At 61.5% G+C, this 25,022-nt stretch carries 21 protein-coding genes; 9 read left to right on the top strand and 12 right to left on the bottom strand.

All coding sequences use genetic code 11. The annotated features are described in order from the left end of the window. Positions 1 to 227: 227 nt before the first annotated feature. The 6 genes from GR212_RS26040 to GR212_RS26015 form a co-directional block, all read right to left on the bottom strand. Positions 228 to 1,745, bottom strand: coding sequence for an ATP-binding protein (locus GR212_RS26040; RefSeq protein ID WP_163990999.1), 1,518 nt, complete (start codon positions 1,743 to 1,745; stop codon positions 228 to 230). A gap of 129 nt (positions 1,746 to 1,874) precedes the next feature. Continuing rightward, entirely contained in the window at positions 1,875 to 3,020 is a 1,146-nt protein-coding gene (locus GR212_RS26035) for an alpha-hydroxy acid oxidase (protein WP_163990996.1), read from the bottom strand. An 88-nt stretch (positions 3,021 to 3,108) separates the two neighbouring features. Further along, a complete protein-coding gene (locus GR212_RS26030; RefSeq protein ID WP_163990994.1) occupies positions 3,109 to 3,573 on the bottom strand; it encodes a GNAT family N-acetyltransferase in 465 nt (154 codons plus the stop codon). 2 nt (positions 3,574 to 3,575) lie between these two features. Continuing rightward, the gene (murI, locus tag GR212_RS26025) at positions 3,576 to 4,376 is read right to left on the bottom strand and encodes a glutamate racemase (RefSeq protein WP_163990992.1); all 801 of its coding nucleotides are present in this window, start codon (positions 4,374 to 4,376) and stop codon (positions 3,576 to 3,578) included. Beyond that, positions 4,357 to 5,211 carry an RNA methyltransferase gene (locus tag GR212_RS26020; protein WP_163990990.1) on the bottom strand — a complete coding sequence of 285 codons (855 nt, stop codon included), beginning with the start codon at positions 5,209 to 5,211 and terminating at the stop codon, positions 4,357 to 4,359. Before GR212_RS26020 ends, murI begins: the two co-directional genes overlap by 20 nt. 114 nt (positions 5,212 to 5,325) lie before the next feature. Then, positions 5,326 to 5,907: a hypothetical protein gene (locus tag GR212_RS26015; RefSeq protein WP_163990988.1), complete on the bottom strand. Its 582-nt coding sequence runs from the start codon at positions 5,905 to 5,907 to the stop codon at positions 5,326 to 5,328. 222 nt (positions 5,908 to 6,129) lie between these two features. On the opposite strand from GR212_RS26015, the gene GR212_RS26010 reads away from it, so the two are divergent. The 3 genes from GR212_RS26010 to GR212_RS26000 all read left to right on the top strand — a co-directional run bounded on the left by GR212_RS26010 (position 6,130) and on the right by GR212_RS26000 (position 8,713). Next, entirely contained in the window at positions 6,130 to 7,344 is a 1,215-nt protein-coding gene (locus tag GR212_RS26010; protein ID WP_163990986.1) for an NADP-dependent isocitrate dehydrogenase, read from the top strand. Between the two features lie 167 nt (positions 7,345 to 7,511). Next, positions 7,512 to 7,946: an IS200/IS605 family transposase gene (tnpA, locus tag GR212_RS26005; protein ID WP_113356627.1), complete on the top strand. Its 435-nt coding sequence runs from the start codon at positions 7,512 to 7,514 to the stop codon at positions 7,944 to 7,946. Between the two features lie 140 nt (positions 7,947 to 8,086). Beyond that, a complete protein-coding gene (locus GR212_RS26000; protein WP_163990984.1) occupies positions 8,087 to 8,713 on the top strand; it encodes a glutathione S-transferase family protein in 627 nt (208 codons plus the stop codon). A 45-nt stretch (positions 8,714 to 8,758) separates the two neighbouring features. Here the strand turns inward: GR212_RS26000 and GR212_RS25995 are convergent, their stop codons facing one another. The 3 genes from GR212_RS25995 to recA form a co-directional block, all read right to left on the bottom strand. Next, on the bottom strand, positions 8,759 to 9,610 hold the full coding sequence (locus tag GR212_RS25995) for an AraC family transcriptional regulator (RefSeq protein WP_163990982.1): 852 nt from the start codon (positions 9,608 to 9,610) through the stop codon (positions 8,759 to 8,761). 136 nt (positions 9,611 to 9,746) lie between these two features. Beyond that, positions 9,747 to 12,407: an alanine--tRNA ligase gene (gene alaS / locus GR212_RS25990; protein ID WP_163990980.1), complete on the bottom strand. Its 2,661-nt coding sequence runs from the start codon at positions 12,405 to 12,407 to the stop codon at positions 9,747 to 9,749. 174 nt (positions 12,408 to 12,581) lie between these two features. After that, positions 12,582 to 13,667: a recombinase RecA gene (recA, locus tag GR212_RS25985; protein WP_112797567.1), complete on the bottom strand. Its 1,086-nt coding sequence runs from the start codon at positions 13,665 to 13,667 to the stop codon at positions 12,582 to 12,584. 239 nt (positions 13,668 to 13,906) lie between these two features. On the opposite strand from recA, the gene GR212_RS25980 reads away from it, so the two are divergent. Beyond that, positions 13,907 to 14,851, top strand: a complete 945-nt coding sequence (locus GR212_RS25980) for a carbohydrate kinase family protein (RefSeq protein ID WP_163990978.1) — start codon at positions 13,907 to 13,909, stop codon at positions 14,849 to 14,851. Positions 14,852 to 14,897: 46 nt separating this feature from the next. Further along, positions 14,898 to 15,824: a pseudouridine-5'-phosphate glycosidase gene (locus GR212_RS25975; protein WP_163990976.1), complete on the top strand. Its 927-nt coding sequence runs from the start codon at positions 14,898 to 14,900 to the stop codon at positions 15,822 to 15,824. Between the two features lie 112 nt (positions 15,825 to 15,936). Here GR212_RS25975 and trpS read toward each other — a convergent pair whose 3' ends face one another. Beyond that, the gene (trpS, locus tag GR212_RS25970; protein ID WP_163990974.1) at positions 15,937 to 16,956 is read right to left on the bottom strand and encodes a tryptophan--tRNA ligase; all 1,020 of its coding nucleotides are present in this window, start codon (positions 16,954 to 16,956) and stop codon (positions 15,937 to 15,939) included. 224 nt (positions 16,957 to 17,180) lie between these two features. Continuing rightward, a complete protein-coding gene (gene cckA, locus GR212_RS25965) occupies positions 17,181 to 19,799 on the bottom strand; it encodes a cell cycle histidine kinase CckA (protein WP_163990972.1) in 2,619 nt (872 codons plus the stop codon). Between the two features lie 288 nt (positions 19,800 to 20,087). Between cckA and GR212_RS25960 the strand changes: the two genes are divergently transcribed. Continuing rightward, on the top strand, positions 20,088 to 21,041 hold the full coding sequence (locus tag GR212_RS25960) for a flagellar biosynthetic protein FliO (protein WP_163990970.1): 954 nt from the start codon (positions 20,088 to 20,090) through the stop codon (positions 21,039 to 21,041). 95 nt (positions 21,042 to 21,136) lie between these two features. On the opposite strand, the gene dksA is transcribed toward GR212_RS25960, so the two are convergent. Then, positions 21,137 to 21,556, bottom strand: a complete 420-nt coding sequence (gene dksA, locus GR212_RS25955) for an RNA polymerase-binding protein DksA (RefSeq protein WP_163990968.1) — start codon at positions 21,554 to 21,556, stop codon at positions 21,137 to 21,139. 281 nt (positions 21,557 to 21,837) lie between these two features. Here dksA and GR212_RS25950 point away from each other — a divergent pair, with 281 nt between their 5' ends. The 3 genes from GR212_RS25950 (at position 21,838) to GR212_RS25940 (ending at position 25,016) form a co-directional block, all read left to right on the top strand. After that, positions 21,838 to 22,329 (top strand): SixA phosphatase family protein, encoded by a 492-nt coding sequence (locus GR212_RS25950; RefSeq protein ID WP_163990966.1) that lies wholly within the window; start codon positions 21,838 to 21,840, stop codon positions 22,327 to 22,329. A 123-nt stretch (positions 22,330 to 22,452) separates the two neighbouring features. After that, positions 22,453 to 23,928 carry a YcjX family protein gene (locus tag GR212_RS25945; protein WP_163990964.1) on the top strand — a complete coding sequence of 492 codons (1,476 nt, stop codon included), beginning with the start codon at positions 22,453 to 22,455 and terminating at the stop codon, positions 23,926 to 23,928. Beyond that, positions 23,925 to 25,016, top strand: a complete 1,092-nt coding sequence (locus GR212_RS25940) for a YcjF family protein (protein ID WP_163990961.1) — start codon at positions 23,925 to 23,927, stop codon at positions 25,014 to 25,016. The genes GR212_RS25945 and GR212_RS25940 overlap by 4 nt, the downstream gene beginning before the upstream one ends. The last annotated feature ends 6 nt before the right edge of the window (positions 25,017 to 25,022 follow it).

Below are 25,022 nucleotides of genomic sequence, written 5' to 3'. Positions count from 1 at the left end.
TTCCTTTCAAACGTTGCCGCGGTCCGTTGCCGAACCGCGAAGGAAACACGCCCTCCTCTGAACTCTGTTTTCGAGCTCTGACAGGCTTCTCACATTAGCGAACGGAGAAAGCCACGGGACATGTCAAATGAAACACCGGACATTTCTGCCCGGTGTTGGGGCGGTCTTTAAGGGGGCGTCATGAAAATGTCAACAGCGTCGGATGCTCTTGTTCGAGAATACGACAGCTATTCCGCCGCGGCCCGCTCGCCACCATCCATATCGGGCGCATTGGCATCGCCCGGCGCGGTCTGACAATCCATATCCGGAAACGCGACGACGCGCCGGCCGGAGAAATCGGTATGAACGACGACGCTGCCCTGCTCCTCGAAATAGCCGAGGAGACGACGCGCGCGACGCGCCGAATGGGTGCCGTAAGCACGGGCGATGCGGGCGTCGGACGGGCACGGCTCGCCACTGATGGCTGCTTTGGCCAGCATCAGAAACACGCCCTGCAGGTCGTCGGTCACGCTCGATGAAAGCGACAGGGCCGTGGCCCATCGATCCGTCGCCATGATCTCTTCGTCGGCACCGGACCGCGTAATCGCCACGCGGCGGCGGAACTCCGCCAGGCTCATCGGCGCGCCGGGAACGCGGCGCATGCGCAGCCGCACGAGAAATTCCTGATAGAGCACCGAATCCGTCCGGAAGCCGGAAGCAGGATCGTCGAGGATCTCCGAAAGGACGGCGCCGACCCTTGCCTCGCGATCCTCGCTCGACATCTCCGGCTGGCTGATTTTCGGCTCAGCCGGCGCCGGACTTGCCGCCGGCACGGAGCGGGAAAGCTCGGCCAGAATATCGGTCGTCGGACGCGGCGCCGGCGTCGTACGGCGCACGACGGGCCGCGTGAACTCTTCCGGATCCGGCGTGAAGATCAGGTCTTCCACATCCTGCGGCGCATCCGGCAGCGGCATCAGCTTCGGGCTGGAGGAACGCGCCGAGGTCTCCACCGCACCGATGGTAATCGGCAGCGGCCGGCGCGAGAGTGCGGGTCCGAGCGCGACGAAATTGCCGCGCTTCAGGTCTCGGAACATTTCCGCCTGCCGCCGGTCCATGCCGAGCAGGTCGGCGGCGCGGGCCATGTCGATATCGAGGAAGGTGCGCCCCATCAGGAAGTTGGAGGCTTCGGCCGCGACGTTCTTGGCGAGCTTGGCCAGTCGCTGCGTCGCGATGACGCCGGCAAGACCACGCTTTCGGCCACGGCACATCAGATTGGTCATGGCCCCGAGCGACATCTTGCGCGCATCTTCCGAGACGTCGCCGCCAACCGAAGGCGCAAACATCTGCGCTTCGTCGACCACGACCAGCACCGGATACCAGAATTCGCGATCGGCATCGAACATGCCGTTGAGAAAGGCGGCGGCGGCGCGCATCTGCTGCTCGATATCGAGCCCTTCGAGCGTCAGTACGCAGGAGACACGATGCTGGCGGATGCGGTTGGCGATGCCGGCAAGCTCGGCTTCCGTCCGCTCGCCATCGACCACCACATGCCCGAACTTGTCGGCCAGCGTGACGAAATCGCCTTCGGGATCGATGATGACCTGCTGCACCCATTGCGCGGACTGCTCCAGCAGCCGCCGCAGCAGGTGCGATTTTCCGGAGCCGGAATTGCCCTGCACCAGGAGACGGGTTGCCAGCAGCTCCTCGATATCGAGCTGGGCGCTGGTCCCGCCGGACGCCGTTCCCATGTCGATGCCGACCTGCAATGCACTTCCCCTATGAACGAGAATCAAACGCGGATGCGTCCCATCTTTCTGAAAGGACGCGCCTCCGTCTAGCAAAGATTTCCAAGCTTCGCGCCCGTGGATTGAAAAAACCCACAGGCAATCGCGATGTCAGCGGAACCGCAGATTGGCCCGCGACAACTGGCTGACGGAGGTGCAGCCCATCAGCTTCATGTCGCGCTCGATCTCGGTGCGCAAATGCCTCAGTGCGCGCTCGACACCCGCCTGGCCGGCAGCGGCCAGAGGATAGAGATAGAAGCGGCCGAGACCGACTGCCTTGGCGCCGAGCGACAGGGCCTTCAAAACATGCGTGCCGCGCTGGATGCCGCCATCCATCATCACATCGATGCGATGGCCGACGGCGTCGACGATCTCCGCCAGCTGATCGAAAGCGGAACGCGAGCCGTCCAATTGCCGGCCGCCATGGTTCGAAAGCACGATGCCGGTGCATCCGATGTCGACCGCGCGCTTGGCATCCTCGACCGACATGATGCCCTTCAGGCAGAACTGCCCGTCCCAATGCTTCACCATTTCCGCGACATCGTTCCAGTTCATCGACGGATCGAGCATCTCGGTGAAATACTTGCCGATCGACATGGCGCCGCCGCTCATGTCCACATGCTCGTCGAGCTGCGGCAGGCGGAATTTCTCATGCGTCACATAGTTCAGCGCCCAGGCCGGCTTGATGGCGAACTGGGTGACGCCCGCCAGATTGAGCTTGAAGGGAATAGAAAATCCGGTGCGAAGATCGCGCTCGCGATTGCCGCCGGTAATGCTGTCGACCGTCAGCATCATCACGTTGACGCCGGCTTCCTTCGCCCGCTCCATCATCGCCCGGTTCAGTCCGCGATCCTTATGGAAATAGAACTGGTAGACCTGCGGCCCCTCGTGCTTCTTGCGGATTTCCTCGAGGCTGACCGTGCCGAGCGAGGAGACGCCGAACATCGTGCCGAGCGAGGCCGCCGCGGCAGCGACCGCGTTCTCGCCCTGATGATGGAATAGACGCTGCAGAGCCGTCGGCGAGCAATAGAAGGGCGTCGCAAGCTTTTGTCCCATGACGGTGACGGACATGTCGATCTCGCTGACCCCGCGCAGGACGTTGGGAACGAGATCGCAGCTTTCGAAGCTCGATGTGTTTCGCCGCAGCGTCACTTCGTCGTCGGCTGCGCCGTCGATATAGTTGAAGATCGGGCCGGGAAGACGCTTTTTCGCGAGAAGGCGAAAATCATGGAAGTTGTGGCATTCACGCAGACGCATGGCTTGCCTCGACAACAACACAGAAATCATTCTCAAAAGACATCAACTATCGAGCTCCCAATATCCCGCCGCTCAGTCAGACCTTGCATTACATCCGGTGCAAGCGTGCTTCCCATTTGTAAAGCACATCCGGTTCCTTTTCCTCATTGCCTGCCCCGTCCGACTCGTCAACCACGAAGAAGCCATGCTTTTCGTAAAAGCGACGCGCCGGCGCATTTCTCTTGAATGTCCAGAGCGAAAGGACCGGATAGGCCGATTTGGCGACATCGAGGAGGCGGCTGCCGATACCGCGCTCTTGTGCCTCAGGCAGGACGTAGAGCTGATCGATCCAATCTTCGAGAAAAGCAATGACGCCGACCAGGCGGCCACCCTCCTCCGCGCCCCAGATCTGGCAATCCTTGAATACGACGGCACTCCAGAAACCGACGTCTTCCTCCGGCGTGTGCAGCCCGGACAGCGTCGGAAGCCGCTCGTCGAAGGAGGCCCGGTGAACGGCTGCAGCCGCCGGCATGTCCGCAAGGTCGAGTTTACGCAACGAAACTTTTTCGGTCATCTTCAAGCCTTCAGTCCAAAACCCTGCATCAGCCGCCGGGTCGGAAAATCCGGCGCGCCGGAGGTGAACACTGCGAAATCGAAATTGTCGGGATGGACGGCATCGGTCGCCTGCGGCACCAGGCTGCGCGCCCGTCGCGCAATCGCTTCGGCCGGATCGAGCCAATCGACCGGCCACGGCGCGAGCCTGCGGAAAATATTGGCCATGAAGGGGTAATGCGTGCAGGCGAGCACGACGATATCGGTCTTGCGGCCATCCATCTCGACGAAGCACTGATCGATCTCCGTCATGACAGCCTCATCGGCGATCGCATCGCCACGGATATAGGCTTCCGCCAGGCGTGCCAGATTTTCCGACCCCACCAGCCGAACATGGCATTGCGTGGCGAAGGACTGGATCAGGTCGCGCGTGTAGGCGCGCTTGACGGTGCCCGGCGTTGCGAGCACCGAGACGAGACCGGAGCGGGTTCGCTCGGCAGCCGGCTTGATCGCCGGCACCGTGCCCACGAACGTCATCTGCGGAAAGGCGGCGCGCAGGTCGGCGCCGACAAGCGTGAAGGCGGTGTTGCAGGCGATGATGCAGACTTCCGGATCGTACTGAGCAAGCAATTTTGCGAAGAGGTCGACGATGCGTTCCTTCAACGCCCGCTCCTCCCAGCCTCCATAGGGGAAACCGGCATCGTCGGCGATATAGATGAAACCGCGCTCCGGCATCAGCACCCGCGCTTCACGCAGCACGGTCAAACCGCCGATCCCTGAATCGAACACGAGGACCGGTTTCAGCTCATTCGCCGTTGCTGTCATCGCTCGTGGTTTCCTTGGGAGCTTTCGAGGGCATTTTGCCAGACCGGGGATGCGAGCCGCTGCCGCGCGGGGATTTTCGCGTGAAGCGGTCGAGAGACGAGATCACCCCGCGCAAGACGCTGATTTCCTGTTCGGTAAACGCCCGGCGCGAGAGGACAGCGCGGAGATTGTCGACCATTTTCGGCTTTTTCCCGGCAGGATGGAAATAATTGCGGGCATCCAGCGCTTCCTCGAGCTGGTCGAAGAGACCAAAGAGCTGATCCTTCGTCGAAGGCCGCTGCTCGATCGCCTGGAAAGGCACCGCGCCCACATCCTCCATGCCCGACTTCATCCACTCATAGGACATCAGCAGCACGGCCTGGGCGATGTTCAGGGAAGCAAAGGCCGGATTGACGGGGAAGGTCACGATCTCGTCCGCCAGCGCGACTTCCTCGTTCGTCAGGCCCCAACGTTCACGCCCAAACAAGATGCCGGTGCCCTCACCTGCCTTGAACCGGGCGCGAAGGGTCTCCGCCGCAACGACAGGCGAGCGAACGGGCTTATAGCCATCGCGCTCGCGCGCCGTCGTCGCATAGACGAAATTGAGATCTGCTATCGCCTGCTCCAGCGTATCGTAGACCTTCGTCGCCTCGATGATGTGATCCGCCTTCGAGGCGGTCGCCTGCGCCCGCTCGTTCGGCCAGCCGTCGCGCGGATTGACCAGACGCAGCTCGACCAGTCCGAAATTCGCCATGGCGCGCGCCACCATGCCGATATTCTCACCCATCTGCGGCTCGACCAGAATAATGGCCGGCCCCTCGGCCAGAAGTGGACGTTCGCTGTTCGTGCCTGCCATGATGCCTTAATCTCCGCGCGCGAGCCTAGTCGCGCCAATGACGGGTCGCAATAGCGAGACAGGCGACGGTCGGCAAGGTTTTTGCGCATCGCCGGCCGGATGAATCCCGCTGGATTATTGCGGATTGGCCGGCTGTTGCTGATCCGTGGGCTGTTGCTGCTGTTTGACGAGATCCTGCATCACGCTCTTGAGCGAACTCGGATTGCCGTTGTCGTCATCCGTGACGATATCGTCGACGACGGGCCTTCCGCCTTCATCGATCACCTCGAAGCGCACGGTCGTCACCTTCTGATAGTCGGCATCGGAGCCCATGCAGGTGGATTTCTTGAAGGTTGCCAGCACCTCCGTAACATTGTTCTTGGGCGGCTGGGCGGCGATCTTCAGCTCTTCCAGCGGACAGGCGTCCTGCGCGTTGACGATGACGTCATAATCGAATGGCGAGATGCCGTCCTCATCGGCAGCGGGAAACTGGGCCGCAGCCTCATATTTCGCCGCAAAATCCTTGCTATAGATATCCTTCAGCCTGCTTTCGTCGAAAATATCCTGCCAGTCGCTGTCGCCGCCCGCCCAGTTCGAAACGGTTGCCTCCATGATGGCCTTGACCGGCGCCGTCGCATCGGCGGCCAACGCCGCATGCGCGCCGAACGAGAACTGAAGGAATGTGACGACAAGCGCGGATGCGGCAAATTTCTGCATGATATGATTCCGTTGCGACAGGCAAAACATGGGCGACATTAGACGCATCGACCGCTTTGGCAATGGCCGGATATCAAAAAGCGACCGGTGTCACGAATGATCAAAAACGCGATCTCGAGGGCTCTACCGGCTTTGCGTTCGGGGCTTGCGGTGTTATAGCGCTCGGGACTTCACATTCACCACAGGACCATCCGGTCCCATCAGCTTAAACGAGGCAGAAGTATGAAGAAGATCAAGGTCGCTAACCCCGTTGCCGATCTCGATGGCGACGAAATGACTCGCATCATCTGGCAGTTTATCAAAGACAAACTGATCTACCCCTACCTCGATATCGATATCGACTATTACGACCTCTCGGTCGAAAACCGCGACGCGACCAACGACCAGGTCACCGTCGATGCCGCCAACGCCATCAAGAAGCACGGCGTCGGCATCAAGTGCGCGACGATCACGCCGGACGAAGACCGCGTCAAGGAATTCAACCTCAAGCAGATGTGGAAGAGCCCGAACGGCACGATCCGCAACATCCTCGGCGGCGTCATCTTCCGCGAGCCGATCATCTGCAAGAACGTGCCGCGCCTGGTTCCGGGCTGGACCAAGCCGATCGTCGTCGGCCGCCATGCCTTCGGCGACCAGTACCGCGCCACCGACTTCAAGTTCCCCGGCAAGGGCAAGCTGACCATCAAGTTCGTCGGCGAAGACGGCACGGTCATCGAGAAGGACGTCTTTGACGCTCCCGGCGCCGGCGTTGCCATGGCCATGTACAACCTCGACGAATCGATCCGCGAATTCGCCCGTGCCTCGATGATGTACGGCCTGATGCGCAAGTGGCCGGTCTACCTGTCGACCAAGAACACCATCCTCAAGGCCTATGACGGCCGCTTCAAGGACATCTTCGAGGAAGTCTACCAGAACGAGTTCAAGGCGAAGTTCGACGAAATCGGCATCACCTATGAGCACCGCCTGATCGACGACATGGTCGCCTCCGCGCTGAAGTGGTCCGGCGGTTACGTCTGGGCCTGCAAGAACTACGACGGCGACGTCCAGTCCGACACGGTTGCCCAGGGCTTCGGCTCGCTCGGCCTGATGACCTCGGTTCTCTTGACGCCGGACGGCAAGACGGTCGAAGCCGAGGCCGCGCACGGCACGGTCACCCGTCACTACCGCCAGCATCAGAAGGGCCAGGAAACCTCGACGAACTCGATCGCCTCGATCTTCGCCTGGACCCGCGGTCTCGCCCATCGCGCCAAGCTGGACGACAATGCCGAACTCGCCAAGTTCGCTTCCACGCTCGAAAAGGTTTGCGTCGATACCGTCGAAGCCGGCTTCATGACCAAGGATCTGGCGCTGCTCATCGGCCCCGATCAGCCTTGGCTGTCGACCACCGCTTTCCTCGACAAGATCGACGAAAACCTCCAGAAGGCCATGGCTGCCTGAGCCTTGCAGGCATCGGAACTTGAGAGAACCCGGCCTCAGCGCCGGGTTTTCTTATATCAAGAATAAACCTCCACCTACGGTGGAGGACTGGACGAGTTTTACACGGTAGTTGAGAGACCTCCTGCTTGAACCGCTGGCGTGGCCCAGACTTCAAACAAGGAGGTTATATGGATGAGCAATCGCTCTCGCATGCGACGTGGGACTGCAAATATCACGTTGTTTTTGGCAGCAAATACCGAACGAAAAGACTCTACGGGGATGTGCGTCGAGAGTTGGGTGAACTCTTACGTCGTCTGGCTCAGCAAAAGGGCTGCCAGATCGAAGAGGGTCATTTGATGCCCGATCATGTCCACATGTTGATATCGATCCCGCCGAAATACTCGGTCGCGCATATAGTTGGATTTTTGAAGGGCAAGACGGCTCTTTACATTGCCAACAAGTACGCGCGTAAGCGCCGCTACAAAGGGTATCACTTTTGGGCACGTGGGTATTTCGTGTCGACGACGGGCTATAATGAGCAGGTCGTCAGACAATATATCCGGAACCAAGAAAAGGCCGACAAAGCTTCCGACTTTGCCGACCTCTTTAATCGTAGCTACTAAGCACTAACAAAACCACTTCTAGTGGTTCAAGCGCAGCGTTTCAAACCTCCACCTTTGGTGGAGGTCATGACTTTTTGCCTGGAATCTTGCCGCCGGAGTGGAGCGATGGCAAGAATGCGCGCAACAAAAGGGAGAGACAGATGGCCGAGGAACTCGTTTTCTACACAAACCCCATGTCGCGCGGACGCATCGCCCGTTGGATGCTGGAGGAGATCGGCCAACCCTACCGCACCGAGTATCTCGACTTCGGCACGACGATGAAGGCGCCGGAGTATCTTGCGGTCAATCCCATGGGCAAGGTGCCCGCCATCAAGCATGGCGAGACCATCGTCACAGAAGGCGCGGCCATTTGCGCCTATCTGGCGGAAACATTCCCGCAGGCCGGTCTTGCGCCGACCGCCGCCGAACGCGGCAACTACTTCCGCTGGATGTTCTTCGCCGCCGGGCCGATGGAGATGGCGGTGACCAACCGCGCCCTCGGCTTCGAAATCCCCACCGAACGCCTGCGCATGGCCGGCTGCGGCAGTCTCGACCATGTCTTCGACACCCTGGAACGGGCCGTCAGCGCCTCGCCCTTCATCGCCGGCGACCGTTTCACGGCCGCCGACGTCTATGTCGGTTCGCATGTCGGCTGGGGCCTCGCCTTCGGGACGATCGAGAAGCGCCCGGCTTTCATCGACTATTGGAGCCGCGTCAGCGACCGCGACGCGTATCGCCGTGGCAACGAACTTGACGACGCCGCGATGCCCAAGCAGGCAAATGCCTGAAAACACAAAGCTCTAAGAGAGAGTCCTCGACCACCCTACATGCCGCTATTGCAGCGGCATGTAGATATCGGTCAGGAGCTCCGTCGGCGGCACGTCGCGCGGATTGTTGATATATTCCTCGAACATGACGGTATCGCGGAGCTGGCGCCCCGAGGCCGGCAGCCATTGCGCGTAGAGCCATTGATAGGCCTTGTGCATATCGGCATAGGGGCCCTTGTGGCGCAGTACGGCATAATCTCCGCCATCCACCGAGCGCCGCTCCAGCGGCGCATCGGCCGCCGTTCCTTCGCCGGCGGTGACGCAAGCATAGGAACGCAGCTTCTCCGCCGCGACGACATCGGGATCGTCGAGATAAACGCCGATCATGCGCATGTCGGGCCCCGCAAGGCCGCGGGCAAAGATGGTGCCGAACAGTGTCTCGAAAGCCTGGCCGATTTGCATGTAGGAGCCGCGATGGGCGACACCGATGAGTGACATCGGGGAGATGGTGCGAAGCGTAACGTCGAACAAGACCGTGATCCTTCCTTGGGTACTGGGTTCGAAGATCGTATGGCTTCCCTCATTCCGATATCGCGCCGGCGGCATGCCGTAGACGGACCTGAAGATGCGGTTGAACGACTGGAGGTTGGGATAGCCCGACCGCTTTGCAATGTCGCGGATGGATAGACGGGTGTTGACGAGATCGCCGGCGGCGCGATGCAGCCGCAGCCGCTTGACCGTGGCCGCCGCCGTCTCGCCATAGATCGCCCGATAGATCCTGTGCCAGTGATAGCTGGACATGCAGGCGATTTCGGCGAGCTTTTCCATATCGAGCTCGTCATCCAGATGCTCATGGATATAGGCCGAAACCCGCCGCAACCGGGTCTCGTAAAGCGTCCACGCCGTTCCACCACTCATGTCAAACCTCTTGCAAACCGATCGGCCCGACAAGACCATAACCGGATTTGACAAATCCTGCGGAGTTACGCCGCAAAAGAAAATGGCGGATACCGAAGCATCCGCCACTTTTGATTATCAATGGGAAATTGGCGTATTAGCCGTTGAGAGCTGCAGCCACAGCCTCAAGCGCCTCGTCGGCCTTGCCGCCATCAGGGCCACCGGCCTGGGCCATGTCGGGACGGCCGCCGCCGCCCTTGCCGCCAAGGGCGGCCGAAGCGACGCGGACGAGATCGACGGCGCTGAAGCGGCCGATCAGGTCTTCGGTAACGGCGACGACCGCGCTGGCCTTGCCATCCTCGGAAACGCCGATCAGCGCCACGACGCCCGAGCCGAGGCCAGCCTTGGCCTCGTCCGCCAGACCCTTGAGGTCCTTGGGATCGACGCCGGAAATGGCCTTGCCCAGGAACTTGACGCCATTGACCTCGCGCACCGCATCGGCAGAACCGCTTTGGCCGCCACCCATGGCAAGCTTACGCTTGGCATCGGCCAATTCGCGCTCCAGCTTGCGGCGCTCGTCCATCAGGGCTTCGACGCGCGAAACGACGTCTGCCGGCTGGACCTTCAGCGTCGAGGCGAGGTTCTTCACGCGCTCGTCCTGCTCGGCGAGATAGCTGCGCGCGGATTCGCCGGTGACGGCTTCGATACGGCGCACGCCGGCACCGACGGCGCTGTCGCCGAGGATGCGGACAAGACCGATCTGGCCGGTGGCGGACACATGCGTGCCGCCGCAGAGCTCGATGGAATAGGGCTTGCCGGCTTTGGCGCCATGCACGCCCTGCCCCATGGACACAACGCGCACCTCATCGCCGTACTTCTCGCCGAACAGCGCCATCGCACCTTCTGCGATCGCATCGTCGACGCTCATCAGCCGGGTCGTAACCGGAGAGTTCTGCAGAACGATCTCGTTCGCCATCTCCTCCACGACCTTCAGCTCCTCGGCCGTCATCGGCTTCGGGTGGGAGACGTCGAAGCGCAAGCGCTCGGGCGCAACCAGCGAGCCTTTCTGCGCGACATGGGTGCCGAGCACTTCGCGCAGGGCCTCATGCAGCAGGTGGGTGGCGGAATGGTTGGCGCGCAGGCGCGAGCGCCTTGCGTGATCGACCGTCAGCACGACGGCATCGCCAACCTTGATCGCACCGTCCGAAACCTCGGCAATATGAACGAACAGGCCCTCGCCCTTCTTCTGGGTGTCGCCGACCGTCAGCTTGCCGTTATCGCTGGAAATGACGCCGGTATCGCCCATCTGGCCGCCGGATTCGCCATAGAACGGCGTCTGGTTGACGACGATCTGTACCTTGTCGCCGGCAGCAGCGCTGTCGACGGCAACGCCGTCCTTGACGATTGCCTGGATGAAGCCTTCGGCTGCTTCCGTGTCGTAGCCGAGGAATTCGGTCGCGCCGTTCTTTTCCTTGAGCTCGAACCAGATGGTTTCGGTCGCCTTGTCGCCGGAGCCGGTCCAGTGCGAGCGTGCCTCGGCCTTCTGCCGCTCCATCGCATCGGTGAAGCTGGAAATATCGACGCCGATGCCGCGGGCGCGCAGTGCGTCCTGCGTCAGATCGAGTGGGAAGCCATAGGTGTCGTAGAGCTTGAAGGCGGTTTCGCCGTCCAGGCTGTCGCCCTTGTGCAGATCCGAGGTGGCATCGTTCAGCAACGACAGGCCGCGTTCCAGCGTCTTGCGGAAACGGGTCTCCTCGAGCTTCAGCGTCTCGGACGTCAGCGCTTCGGCGCGCACCAGCTCAGGATAGGCCCGGCCCATCTGCTGGATCAGCGCCGGCAGGAGCTTCCACATCAACGGTTCTTTGGCGCCGAGCAACTGCGCATGGCGCATGGCGCGGCGCATGATACGGCGAAGCACGTAGCCACGGCCTTCGTTCGACGGCAGCACGCCATCGGCAATCAGGAAGGCGGAGGAACGCAGGTGGTCGGCGATGACGCGATGGCTGGCGCGATGTTCGCCCTCGGCCTTGACGCCCGTCGCCTCTTCGGAGGCTTCGATCAGCGCGCGGAACAGGTCGATATCATAGTTGTCGTGCTTGCCCTGCAGAACGGCGGCAACGCGCTCGAGACCCATGCCGGTATCGATCGACGGACGCGGCAGATCGACACGCTCCTGCTTGGTGATCTGCTCGAACTGCATGAAGACGAGATTCCAGATCTCGATGAAGCGGTCGCCATCTTCTTCCGGAGAGCCGGGAGGGCCGCCCCAGATATGATCGCCGTGGTCGTAGAATATTTCAGAACAGGGGCCGCAGGGACCGGTATCGCCCATCGCCCAGAAATTGTCGCTCGTGGCGATGCGGATGATCTTGTCGTCCGAAAGGCCGGCGATCTTCTTCCACAGGTTAAAGGCGTCGTCGTCGGTATGGTAGACCGTGACCAGCAGACGCTTGGCGTCGAGCCCGAATTCCTTGGTAATCAGGTTCCAGGCAAGCTCGATGGCGCGCTCCTTGAAATAGTCGCCAAAGGAGAAATTGCCGAGCATTTCGAAGAAGGTGTGATGGCGGGCGGTATAGCCGACATTGTCGAGGTCGTTGTGCTTGCCGCCGGCGCGAACGCATTTCTGCGCCGTCGAGGCCGTCTTGTAGGGACGCTGCTCAAGGCCGGTGAAAACGTTCTTGAACTGCACCATGCCGGCATTGGTGAACATCAATGTCGGATCGTTGCGCGGTACGAGCGGGCTCGACGGCACGATCTCGTGGCCGTTTTTCTTAAAGTAGTCGAGAAAGGTCGACCGGATTTCATTCACACCGCTCATATGGGGCCCTTCAGTACTGCGCTCGGCAACTTGCATCAAAGTCAGTGGCTTTTATCGTTCGCTCCGGGCGCTGTCCAGCCGCACGAACAAAACCGGCCGCACATCCCTTGGACAATACGGCCGGTTTCGGTTTTTTAGTCTAGTCTCAAGCCAGGAATTGCTCCCCGGAAATCATTATTCGCCGGACGCGTCGCCATCATCGGCGTCGGGACCGCCATTCTGCAGGAAGCGATCGGCGATGAGGCCGGCATTCTGGCGCAGCGACAATTCGATCTCGCGGGAGAGATCCGGATTGTCGCGCAGGAAGATCTTCGCATTCTCGCGGCCCTGGCCGAGACGCTGGCTGTTATAGGAGAACCAGGCGCCGGACTTTTCGACGATACCGGCCTTGACGCCGAGATCGACCAGCTCGCCCGTCTTGGAAACGCCTTCGCCATACATGATGTCGAACTCGACCTGCTTGAAGGGCGGCGCCATCTTGTTCTTGACGACCTTGACGCGGGTCTGGTTGCCGATCACCTCTTCGCGCTCCTTGACCGCGCCGATACGGCGGATGTCGAGGCGAACCGAGGCATAGAACTTCAGCGCATTGCCGCCCGTCGTCGTTTCCGGCGAGCCGAACATGACGCCGATCTTCATACGAATCTGGTTGATGAAGATCACCATGGTCTTGGACTTCGAAATCGAAGCCGTGAGCTTGCGCAGTGCCTGGCTCATCAGACGGGCCTGCAGGCCCGGCAGGCTGTCACCCATCTCACCTTCGATTTCGGCGCGCGGCGTCAATGCCGCGACGGAATCGACCACGAGAACGTCGACGGCGCCGGAGCGCACCAGCGTGTCGGTGATTTCAAGCGCCTGCTCGCCGGTATCCGGCTGCGAGATCAGAAGGTTCTGCAGGTCGACGCCGAGCTTGCGGGCATAGACCGGATCGAGCGCATGTTCCGCATCGACGAAGGCGCAGATGCCACCCTTCTTCTGGGCCTCAGCAATGGTCTGCAGCGCCAGCGTCGTCTTGCCGGAGCTTTCCGGCCCATAGATTTCGATGATGCGTCCCTTCGGCAAGCCGCCAATGCCGAGGGCGATATCGAGGCTCAGAGAGCCGGTGGAAACCGTTTCGATTTCGACCACATTCTCGTTAGAGCCGAGCTTCATGATCGAGCCCTTGCCGAACGACCGCTCAATTTGAGAGAGTGCCGCTTCAAGTGCCTTGCTTTTATCCACCGATTTGTCCTCTACAAGCCGCAAAGAATTCTGAGACATTCGATCCACCTTTAGGTTATTGAAGCCGCTCTAGCAATGTCGCCGCCGATGAGAATTCTGTACTCTATTTGTTCTTTTATCGCAAGGACACAACAAGCAATTGAAAGAAAAAGGTAAAATGAATTCCGTTCTACTTTTGTTTTCTTCTTTCTTCCCAGACACTTACGGATCCGGGGCGATTAATTCGGACGTGCCGTTGCCCTGCCCGATTCGTCTTTCCGATTGCTGAGGATAACCATATGGCGAAGAAGATTCTCGTTCTCGGCGGCGCCCATATCGACCGGCGCGGCCGCATCTTCGGCGAGACGGCGCCCGGCGCCAGCAATCCCGGCGGATGGTTCGAGGAACCCGGCGGCGGCGGTTTCAACGCAGCCCGCAACCTTGCGCGTCTCGGCTTCGACGTCCGGCTGATCTCGCCGCGCGGCGGCGATCCTTCAGGCGAGATGGTGGCGGAAGCCGCCAGCCATGCCGGCATCGACGATCGGCCCTTCGTCTTCCTCGACCGCAAGACGCCGAGCTATACCGCGATCCTGGAAAATGACGGCAATCTCGTCATCGCGCTTGCCGATATGGAACTCTACAAGCTGTTCGTTCCGAGGCGGCTGTCGATTCGTTCCGTCCGCGACGCTTTCGACGATACCGACCTCGTTCTCTGCGACGCCAATCTGCCGGCCGAGACTTTGGCAGCGATTGCGGCAAGGGCCGCCGCATGCGGCAAGCCCGTCGCCGCCATTGCGATCTCGCCCGCAAAAGTCGTGCGGCTGAAGCCGAGCCTTGCCGGCATCGACCATATGTTCCTCAATGAGGCCGAAGCCGCCGCGCTGACCGAAAGCCGCCCGGAAGATCCGCGCGAATGGATAGGCGCGTTGCGCGCGCTCGGCCTGCGCAATGGCGTGATCACCCGCGGCAAGCGCGCGCTGATCGCATTCTCGCGCGATGCCGTCGTCAGCCTGCAGCCGCCCGTCGTCGATAATGTCGCCGATGTCACCGGGGCGGGAGATTCCCTCGCTTCCGGTGTTCTGTCCGCTTTGCTTGCCGGCCACGATCTCGCGGAAGCCGTCCGCCACGGCGCCGCCGCCGCGGCGATCACCGTGCAGTCCCCGTATGCCACGGCAGAAAATCTCTCTCCGGAACTGCTAAAGACAACCTTGGCCCTTGTTCCCAAGGCCGAAATTCTGTCATGAAGCCTGTTCAAAACGCGTATACTGTTTCAGTGAATTGGAAACGACAATGACCCAGCCTATCTCGCCACTGCTTCCGATCTCCTATTCGAAGGAAGTCGCCGCCGCCAAGCTGCGCGGCGCACCGCTCGTCGCCCTGGAATCGACCATCATCACCCACGGCATGCCCTATCCCGGCAATATCGAGATGGCCCGCAGCGTCGAGGAGATCATTCGCCAGGAAGGCGCCGTTCCGGCGACCATAGCCGTCATTCACGGCACTCTGCATATCGGTCTCGAGCCGGAAGAACTGGAAGCATTGGCCAAGACGGAAGGCGCCATGAAGGTCTCGCGCGCCGACATCGCTTTCGCGATCGCCGAGCGCCGCACCGGCGCCACCACCGTTGCCGCCACCATGATCGCCGCGGCCCGTGCCGGCATCAAGGTGTTCGCCACCGGCGGTATCGGCGGCGTGCATCGCGGCGCAGAAGAGAGCTTCGATATTTCGGCCGATCTTGAAGAGCTTTCCCGCACCGGCGTCATCGTCGTGTGCGCCGGCGCCAAGGCGATCCTCGACATTCCGAAGACGCTCGAAGTGCTGGAAACCCGTGGTGTTCCGGTCGTGACCTATGACAGCACCGAGTTCCCGGCCTTCTGGTCGCGCTCTTCCGGCCTCGCAAGCCCGCTGACGCTGAACAGCCCGGCCGCCATCGCCAATTTCCAGACGACGCGCGAACAGCTCGGCATCGATGGCGGCATGCTGATCGCCAATCCTGTGCCGGAAGCCGCCGAAATCCCGCGTGAGGAAATGGAAATCTATATCCAGCGCGCCATCGACAGCGCAGAGCGCGACGAAGTCTCCGGCAAGGCCGTGACGCCTTACCTGCTGGGCACCATCTTCGACATCACGGAAGGCCGCAGCCTCAAGACCAACATTGCGCTTGTCGAGAACAACGCACGTCTGGCCGCCGAAATCGCCGTCGCTCTGGCCGAATAATCAGAGCGTCGCACCATCTCATGTTGGAATACGGCCTGGCGTTTCCCTGAAGCGTCAGGCCGCTTTCGTTTCGTTCCCGACAGAAAGGTCTCGTTGCCTTTCCGCGGAATGCTCAATCCAGCGTAAACAGGCCCAAGGCGGATCGCAGCTCCGCAAGCGTCGCCTGCGTCCGTTCCCTTGCCTTTCGCGTACCCTCGCGCACGACATCCATGACATGGTTCGGCGCGGCGGCATAGCGCGCGCGCCGCTCACGGATCGGCGCGAGCAGCGTTTGCAGCACCTCTTCCAGATGTCTCTTCAGGGTGACGTCGCCGAGGCCGCCGCGACGATAATGTGCCTTCATGTCTTCGACCAATTGCCGGTCGTCGCAGAAAGCATCGAGATAGGTGAAGACGACATTTCCCTCGACCCTCCCCGGATCGCTGACGCGCAAGTGGTCCGGGTCGGTATACATGCGCCGCACCGCGTCGCTGATATCATCGGGCGATGCCGAGAGCGGAATGGCATTGCCTTGGGATTTGCTCATCTTCGCTTTTCCATCGACGCCAGGCAGGCGGCCCACACGCGGCACCATGGCCTCGGCCTCGACCAGAATATTGCGCCCGATCTGCCGGTTGAGACGGCGGACGATCTCATTGGTCTGCTCGATCAATGGTGCCTGATCCTCGCCGACGGGAACGACCGTCGCCTTGAAGGCGGTGATGTCGGCCGCCTGCGCCACCGGATAGCAGAGAAAGCCGGCCGGCACGTCCCGTTCGAAACCACGCATCTGGATCTCTGTCTTGATCGTCGGGTTGCGCTCCAGCCGGCTGACGGTGACGAAATTCAGGTAGAGCAGCGTCAATTCCGCCAGCGCCGGCAGGGCGGATTGAACGCAGATCGTCGTCAGCGCGGGATCGATGCCGACAGCGAGATAATCGATGGCGACTTCGAGAACGTTGCGACGAACCTTTTCGGGATCATGGGCATTGTCCGTCAGCGCCTGCGTATCCGCCAGCAGCAGGAACTGCCGATGGCTTTGCTGAAGCGCGACGCGGCTTTTCAGCGACCCGACATAATGACCGAGATGAAGCGGACCGGTGGTCCGGTCGCCCGTCAGGATGACGGGACGGGTATCGATGGGGGAAAACATTTTGTTGCTCCGCAAAAGGAGCCGCCGCAATCGGGAAGGAAGACGGAAATGGACATGCCTGCCGGATCACGGCGGCAGGGTCGATTTCAAGACATGACGACTGCCGCTCCTAGATGGAGCGCCACCACATGAGGGAAATGGGCTTGGCAATGTCGATCATGCGCGGTGGGTAGCACCTTTTTGCTGCGATCGGCAACATGCAGGGACAAAAATCGTCCCTTCGCCTATTTCTTGTCCAGCGTCTCGCGCACCACGACGGCAAGCTGCTTTAGCGAGAATGGCTTCGGCAGGAAGCCGAACTGCGCATCCGCCGGCAGATTGCGGGCAAACGCATCCTCGGCATAGCCTGAAACGAAGATGAACTTCATATCCGGATATTTCTTGCGCAGTTCCCGCAGCAATGACGGTCCGTCCATTTCAGGCATGACGACATCGGAGACGACGACATCGACCTGTCCGTCGAGTTCGTCCATGATGTCGAGCGCCTCGACGCCGGAGCCGGCCTCGTAGACGGTGTAGCCGCGCGTCTCCAGCATGCGCTTTCCGCCGCGGCGCACCGCCTCCTCGTCCTCGACGAGGAGCACGACCGCGGACTTGCCGGTCAGATCGGCCGGCTCTTCCGGCGGAGCCACCGCCGCGACGCTCTGGTCCATGGCAGCGGCACCCCGGCCTTCCGGCGCTTTCGCTTCCGTTACGGCGGGCATTTCGACAATGTGCCGCGGCAGGAAGATGCGGAAGGTCGTTCCCTTGCCCACTTCCGACTCCGGCTGGATGTAGCCGCCGGACTGCTTGATGATGCCGTAGACCATTGCAAGGCCGAGGCCGGTGCCCTTGCCTACTTCCTTCGTCGTGAAGAAAGGCTCGAAAATCTTGTCCATGATTTCGGGCGCAATACCCGTGCCGGTATCGCTGACTTCGATGAGAACCATGTCCTCATGCGGCAGATAGGCATAATTGAAGGCACTGACATCGGCCGCAAGCAGATTGCGGCTGCGCAGCGTCAGGGTGCCGCCGCCGGGCATGGCATCGCGCGCATTGACGCAAAGATTGATGAGCACCTGCTCGAACTGCGACAGGTCGGTCTTCACCGGCCAGAGATCGCGGCCGTAATCGACGTCGAGCTTGACGTGCGTGCCCGACAGCAGCCGGTCCACCAGCATGCGCAGATCGCCGATCACATCGGTCAGGTTCAGGATCGTCGGCCGCATCGTCTGCTTGCGCGAGAAGGCGAGCAACTGCCGCACCAGCACCGCCGCGCGATTGGCGTTGCGCTTGATTTCCATAAGATCGGCGAAGCTGGCATCGGAGGGCCTGGCCTGCAGCAGCAGATGGTCCGAAGACAGAAGGATCGCGGTCAGCACATTGTTGAAGTCGTGCGCGATACCGCCTGCGAGCGTGCCGACGGCATTGAGCTTCTGCGTCTGCGCCATCTGTGTCTCAAGCGCCTTCTGCTCGGTCACTTCAACGGCATAAACGATGGCAGCCTCCTCCGGCGCCTCGTCGGTCTGGTCGATGACGGCGTTGACATAGAAGCGGAAATGCCGCGTGTCGTCCTTCGGATTGCGGGAGTCGATCGGCGGAATATCGCCCTGCCGATCCTTTGCTGCAACCAGCGCCTGCTGCAGCCGCGACCGGTCGCTGTCATTGACGATGGTCTCTAGCGCAGCTCCACGCTCGATATCGTCACGCGAAACCAGATCCGCGAAGAGCTTCAGGAACGGCGCGTTCGTCCGCAGGATGCGGCCGTTGCCATCGACGGAAGCGATCGCCATCGGCGTATTGTTGAAGAAGCGGCTGAAACGCATCGCGGCCGCGGAAGCCGATTGCTCGGTGCCCACACCGCTCTGCCGGGTCAGGACGATGGTGCGGCTCTCGCCGGGAGCACCGTCGCGCATCGACGTGACGCTGTGAACGATCTGCACCGGCAGGCTCTGGCCATTGGAGCGGCGCAGATCGAGATCCAGCGTCACCGTCTTCTTCAATCCGGGTTCCGCCTGAACGGACTGGATCAGCGCCAGCCCCTCGCCGGCCACGAGATCGCCGATGGTCATCGAACCCGGCACGAACTTCGTCAGATCGAAGCCCAGCCATTCGGCAAGCGTCGCATTGAGATAGAATATCTCGCCTTTGCGGCCGGCGGAAAAGAAGCCCGCCGGTGCGTGATCGAGATAATCGATCGCGTTCTGCAGTTCCTTGAAGAAGCGCTCCTGGTCGTCACGCTCGGAGGTGATGTCTGTAACCTGCCAGATATGCAGAATTTTGCTGCTGCCCTGTTCCGGCGGCAGCACACGCGCCTTCAGCCGATACCAATGCGCCCCGTTGCTGTTCCCGTCCGCGGGTCCGAGCGAGTTCAGCAGGCGGAACTCCTCGGATCCCTCCTTGCCGTCACGCAGGCCGTTGGCAAGACGATAAAGAGCCTCATTGGATTCGCGATTGCGCGACAGCAGCATTTCCAGCGACTGCACCTCCGTCGCCTTCGTGGCGCCGGTCAGCCGTCCATAGGCCGTGTTGGCGTAGACGATGCGCCCCTTTTCATCGGTGATCAGCGTCCCGTCCGGGTGGCTGTTGAGAAACGAGCGCGCCAGGCTGTCGGACTGCGGCTGCGGCATCACCTCGACGAAACCGATGATCGAGGAAACCAGGAAGAAGATGCCGACCATGGCAAGAATGCCGAGGCCGCCGAGCACCGCCTCATTGTCGAGCTGGCTCTTGAAGACGACGAAGGCCGCGGCCGCGGCCATGAGAACGAGCGCAAGCAAAATGATGCGCAGCGCAGTTCCCGAACGAACTCCGCGATCCACCAGCGGCACGCTATACTCGTCGGACGGACGCTGCTTCGTCATAAACCCCTCGTACCAGCCGTTCTCCTTGCGACATGTCATACACGTTAGGGATCGCGGGAGTCGGACCTTTCGAATCTTCTTTATCAATTTGCGTCATCGGCAAAAAGCTTTGCCGGGCCAGAAAGGCTTGAATTCACAGGCAATAGCGCACAACGGACTGCAATCTCTTCTTGTCTCCGGCCCAATCCTGTTCATATGATCGCCGCATATGAGAGGCAAGGTCAAAGCAACTACTCGCCCTGGTTGCAAACAGACCGCGACATCGGGACAATTACGGAGTATCTCGACATGTTGGACGACATCGCCGGAGCCTATGGCAGCCGTTTCTTTCTCGCAGCCGGTGGGGTTGGCATTGCCCTTCTTGTCCTGATCGGCATCCTGTGGATCCTGCGCAGCCGGGCGCCCTCTCCCTTCGTGCGTGGCGGCAAGAACCGCCAGCCCCGGCTGCAGGTGCTCGACGCCGCCGCCGTCGATGCCCGCCGCCGCCTCGTGCTCGTCCGGCGCGACGGGATCGAACATCTGATCATGATCGGCGGCCCCACCGATATCGTGATCGAGTCTGGTATTTCCGACGCCACGCGAGCAGGCGCCGCCGCAACGCCCGTCGAGATTCCCGTCGCATATGAAAATCCGCAGCAACTCCAGAAAAAGACACCCGAGCTTGATGCTCCTCCCGTCGCGCTTCCACAGCGTCGGCAATCCACGGAGGACAAGATCGAAGCCTATTTGCGCACCGAGCCGACCGTTGCACCCACGCCTGCGCCAGAACCGACACCGGCACCACGCATGGCCGAACGCCCGCAGCCGGCTGCAGTCAAACCGCAGCAGCCGGCTCCTCAACCCGCTCCTGCAATCAGCGAAGCCGAAGCCGCCGATATATTGGACGCCGCCCGCCATGTCGTCCTGCCGCAGCAGCAGCCTGCTCCCGCCCGGCCAGAGCCTGTCGAGCCCGCAGTTTCCATCCCGCCCCAGCGTGCTGCGGAACCCGGCAATGATTTCCAGCGCGTGCTGGAAGCGGAAATGTCGAAGAATCTGACCGCCGAACGGATCATTCCCAATGTGACGCCGCCTAAGCAGGTGCAGCAACAGCCGAGTGCGGCACCAGCACCAGCACCATCGCAAACTCCAGGCCCGGCAAAGCGTGTCGAACCCGAGCTCACGCCGATGACCGGGGCGGACAGCGCCCTCCAGCAGGAAGTCGCTCGCATCTTCGGCGAAATGAGCGTCAGCCGCGACAAGTAGCGCCGGGCGTCAAACACCGCGAATCAAAAAGGCACGAACAGCTATCCCTGTCGTGCCTTTTATTTTTGCAAGCCCGGCCGAGACCGGCAGTTCGCTTATTCGTCGCGATAAACTTTTTCGCGGCGCTCGTGGCGTTCCTGTGCCTCGATCGACAATGTCGCGATCGGACGAGCGTCCAGACGCTTCAGGCCGATCGGTTCACCCGTCTCTTCACAGTAGCCATAAGTACCGTCATCGATACGCTGCAATGCGGCATCGATTTTCGAGATAAGCTTACGTTGGCGGTCACGAGCCCGAAGCTCGATGGCTCTGTCTGTTTCCGAAGAAGCCCGGTCGGCAAGATCGGGATGGTTTGCGCTTTCTTCTGCCAGATGATCCAGTGTTTCGCGCGCTTCTCTCAGGATATCATTTTTCCAGGCCACCAGCTTCGACCGGAAATAGGCCCGCTGGTTCGTATTCATGAACTCCTCGTCTTCCGAGGGCACATAATTGCTAAGATCGATCTTCTCACTCAACGCGATTCTCCTGAAGAACATCTCATATGGCTGGGCTGTATATCCCAACCGATAGGGCCGATTCAAGCCAAATAGATGCTGTCAACTGATTTTTAAATTTGTCATAAAATTCGGCTAAGGGTCTATTTTTTCATCATTTCTTCGCCGCGATCAAATTTGCCGCGTCTGTAACCTTCGCGTGAGGCCGGCTCATTGCGCCCCTCGGACGGGTCGCGCGGCAGTTGACGGCATATGTGAACAGACGCTACGTCATTAAGGAAATCCAACTCCGGAATTTCGCCATGACCAGCATTTCGCCGCCGCCTTTCAGGATCTATCTCCTGCGTCACGCCGAGGCCCAGCAGGCTGCGCCCGGCCAGAGGGATTTCGACCGCTCCCTGAGCGACAACGGCTATGCGGCTGCGGAAATCGTCGCGGACGAAGCCGCCGACAAAGGCTACAAGCCGGACCTCGTCATTTCGTCCACGGCGCTACGCTGCCGCCAGACCGCGGAGGCCATGCGCCGCGCCGTGATGCCCTCGACGGAATTCCGCTTTGTCGATGCCATCTATAACGGCACGCTGGATATTTACCTGTCGCTCATTGCCGGCCAGACCGATCAGGACTCGGTCATGCTCGTCGGGCATAATCCGATCATCGAGCTGACGCTCGCCTCCCTGATCGGGCGCGATGCATTGGCCGACACTCTCCCACGCGGATTTCCGACGGCCGGGCTCGCCGTTATCGACTCGTCGCCATCGGGCTGGGTTCTGACCGACTTCGTCACCGAGTAGGAACGTCCAGCAATAAGAAACGACGAGCGCCTGCCCCGATTGCAGGCGGAAACCCGTTCATCTTTTCGGAGCAAGTTTCGATCCCTATATTCACGGTCACGCTGTCATCCAGGGATCCCGCCTTTGCCCCCAAGCCTGACCTCTTTTACCGACGACGCCCTGATCGCCTTTGACAATCTCGCCGATCGCGCAGCCGGCCTCGTCAATCCGACAATTCGTCTGGGCGTCACCGGCCTCTCGCGTTCGGGCAAGACCGTCTTCATCTCCTCCCTGGTGCATAACCTCCTGAACGGCGGGCGTCTGCCGCTGTTCGAGCCGGTGCAATCCGGTCGCGTTTCCGCCGTTCGCCTCGAACCCCAGCCCGATGACGCCGTGCCGCGCTTCCAGTACGAGGACCACATTCGCGCACTCGTCAAAGACCGCATCTGGCCGGATTCGACGCGGGCCATCTCCGAGCTGCGCATCACGCTCGACTATCAAAGCGCCAGCGGCTGGAACCGCCTGTTTTCGCCGGGGCGTCTGTCTATCGATATCGTCGACTATCCGGGCGAATGGCTGCTGGACCTGCCGCTGCTCGCCAAGGATTTCCGCACCTTCAGCGCGGAAACACTGGCACTGGCGAACACCGGCATTCGCGCCGAGCTGTCAAGTCACTGGCTGGTGATGACGGATGCGACGGACGTCTCCGCGCCTGCGGACGAAATGAAAGCCCGCGACCTCGCCACCGCCTTTGCCGATTATCTGAAGGCCTGCAAATCCGACGAACGCTCGCTCTCGACGCTGCCGCCCGGCCGCTTCCTCCTGCCGGGCGATCTCGACGGCTCGCCTGCCCTCACCTTCGCGCCGCTGAAGCTGCCGGCAGAAGGCAACGCGCCCAAAGGTTCGCTATGGGCCATGATGGAGCGCCGCTACGAGGCGTATAAGGCCGTCGTCGTCAAACCGTTCTTTCGCGAGCATTTCGCCCGCCTGGACCGGCAGATCGTTCTCGTCGATGCCTTGCAGGCCATCAATCGCGGCCCGGAAGCCGTGCAGGATCTCGAGCGGGCGCTGACCGACGTGCTGGCCTGCTTTCGCCCCGGCACCAACTCTCTCCTTTCCTCGCTGCTCGGCCGCCGCATCGATCGCGTGCTCGTTGCCGCGACCAAGGCCGACCACCTTCATCATGAAAGCCATGACCGGCTCGAGGCGCTGACGCGCCGGCTCGTCGAACGCGCCATAGAGCGCATCGGCATGGCGGGCGCCGGCATCGACGTGATGGCCATCGCCTCGGTGCGCGCGACCCGCGAAGCCACCGTAACCCGCGACGGGCAGACGCTGCCCGTCATCGTCGGCACGCCGATGGACAACGAAACCATCGCGGGCGAGACGTTCGACGGCAATCGCAAGACGGCGGTCTTTCCGGGCGACCTCCCGGAAAACCCGCGCTGGCTGTTCGAAGCCCTCGAATCCAATGGGGCAAAAGTCCATCTGCCCGAGGTGAACGTCGTGCGGTTCCGCCCGCCGGAGCTGGACGAAACCGGTGGAGGCATCAAGCTCTCGGTGCCGCACATCCGCCTCGACCGCGCCATGCAGTTCCTGTTCGGAGACCGTCTCGCATGACGAAACCGACCGACAACGACCAGAACGGTAACCGCCGCCCCGCTGCCTTTGCCCTGGAACCCGAGGTCTCCAGAAGAGAGACGGATATCAAGGCGACCCCGCCGGCGGCGCGCAGGCCGCAAAGCTTCGATACCGATATCGTGCTCACGCCCGACGCCGAGGATCCGTTCATCAATCCCACCCTTGGCGCCGATTCCGGCGGGGACGCTATCGCCAAGCCCCGTCGCAGGGGATTCTCCTTCGGCAAGGTGGCGCTCGGCGCGCTGGGAATTCTGGTGTCGCTCGCCTTCGGCCTGTGGACGGATCAGCTCATCCGCGATCTGTTCAGCCGGGCCGATTGGCTCGGCTATACCGCTCTTGCGGTCGTGATCGTCGGCATCCTGGCCGTTCTGGCGATGGTCGTCCGCGAAACGGCCGGGATGATGCGGCTGGCGGCAGTGCAGACCATCAAGGCCGAGGCGGAAGCCGCAGCGGTCGAAACCCGGCCGGCACGCGCCAAAGCGCTGGTCAAGCGCCTCTGCTCGCTGCTCGAAGCCAATCCGGACACGGCAAGAGGCCGCGCAACGCTGAAGGCGGCGGAAGACGACATCATCGATGCGCCGCAGCTGATCGATCTCGCGGAGCGTGAGCTCCTCGGGCCGCTCGACCGCCGCGCCCGCGCACTGATTCTCGGCGCCTCGAAACGAGTCTCGGTCGTGACCGCCATCAGCCCCCGGGCCCTCGTCGATATTCTCTACGTCCTGTACGAGGCGGCGAAACTGATCCGCGCCATGGCGGAGCTCTACGGCGGCCGGCCCGGCACGCTCGGCATGGTGAGGCTGATGCGCGATGTGCTCGCTCACCTGGCCGTCACGGGCTCCATCGCCGTCGGCGACAGCATCGTCCAGCAGCTGATCGGCCACGGCCTGGCATCGAAGCTTTCCGCGCGCCTTGGCGAAGGCGTCGTCAACGGCATGATGACGGCCCGGATCGGAATTGCGGCGATGGATCTCTGCCGGCCGCTTCCCTTCAAGTCGCTCAAGAGACCGGGCATTGCCGATTTCGCCGGCGACCTCACGCCGAACGTCACCGGCCGCAATCCGACGTGATCACCC

Source organism: Martinezella lusitana (assembly GCF_010668395.1).
Lineage (GTDB): Bacteria > Pseudomonadota > Alphaproteobacteria > Rhizobiales > Rhizobiaceae > Rhizobium > Rhizobium lusitanum_A.
Note: the sequence above shows the minus strand (reverse complement) of the source record. Positions and strands in the feature narration are given on the sequence as shown.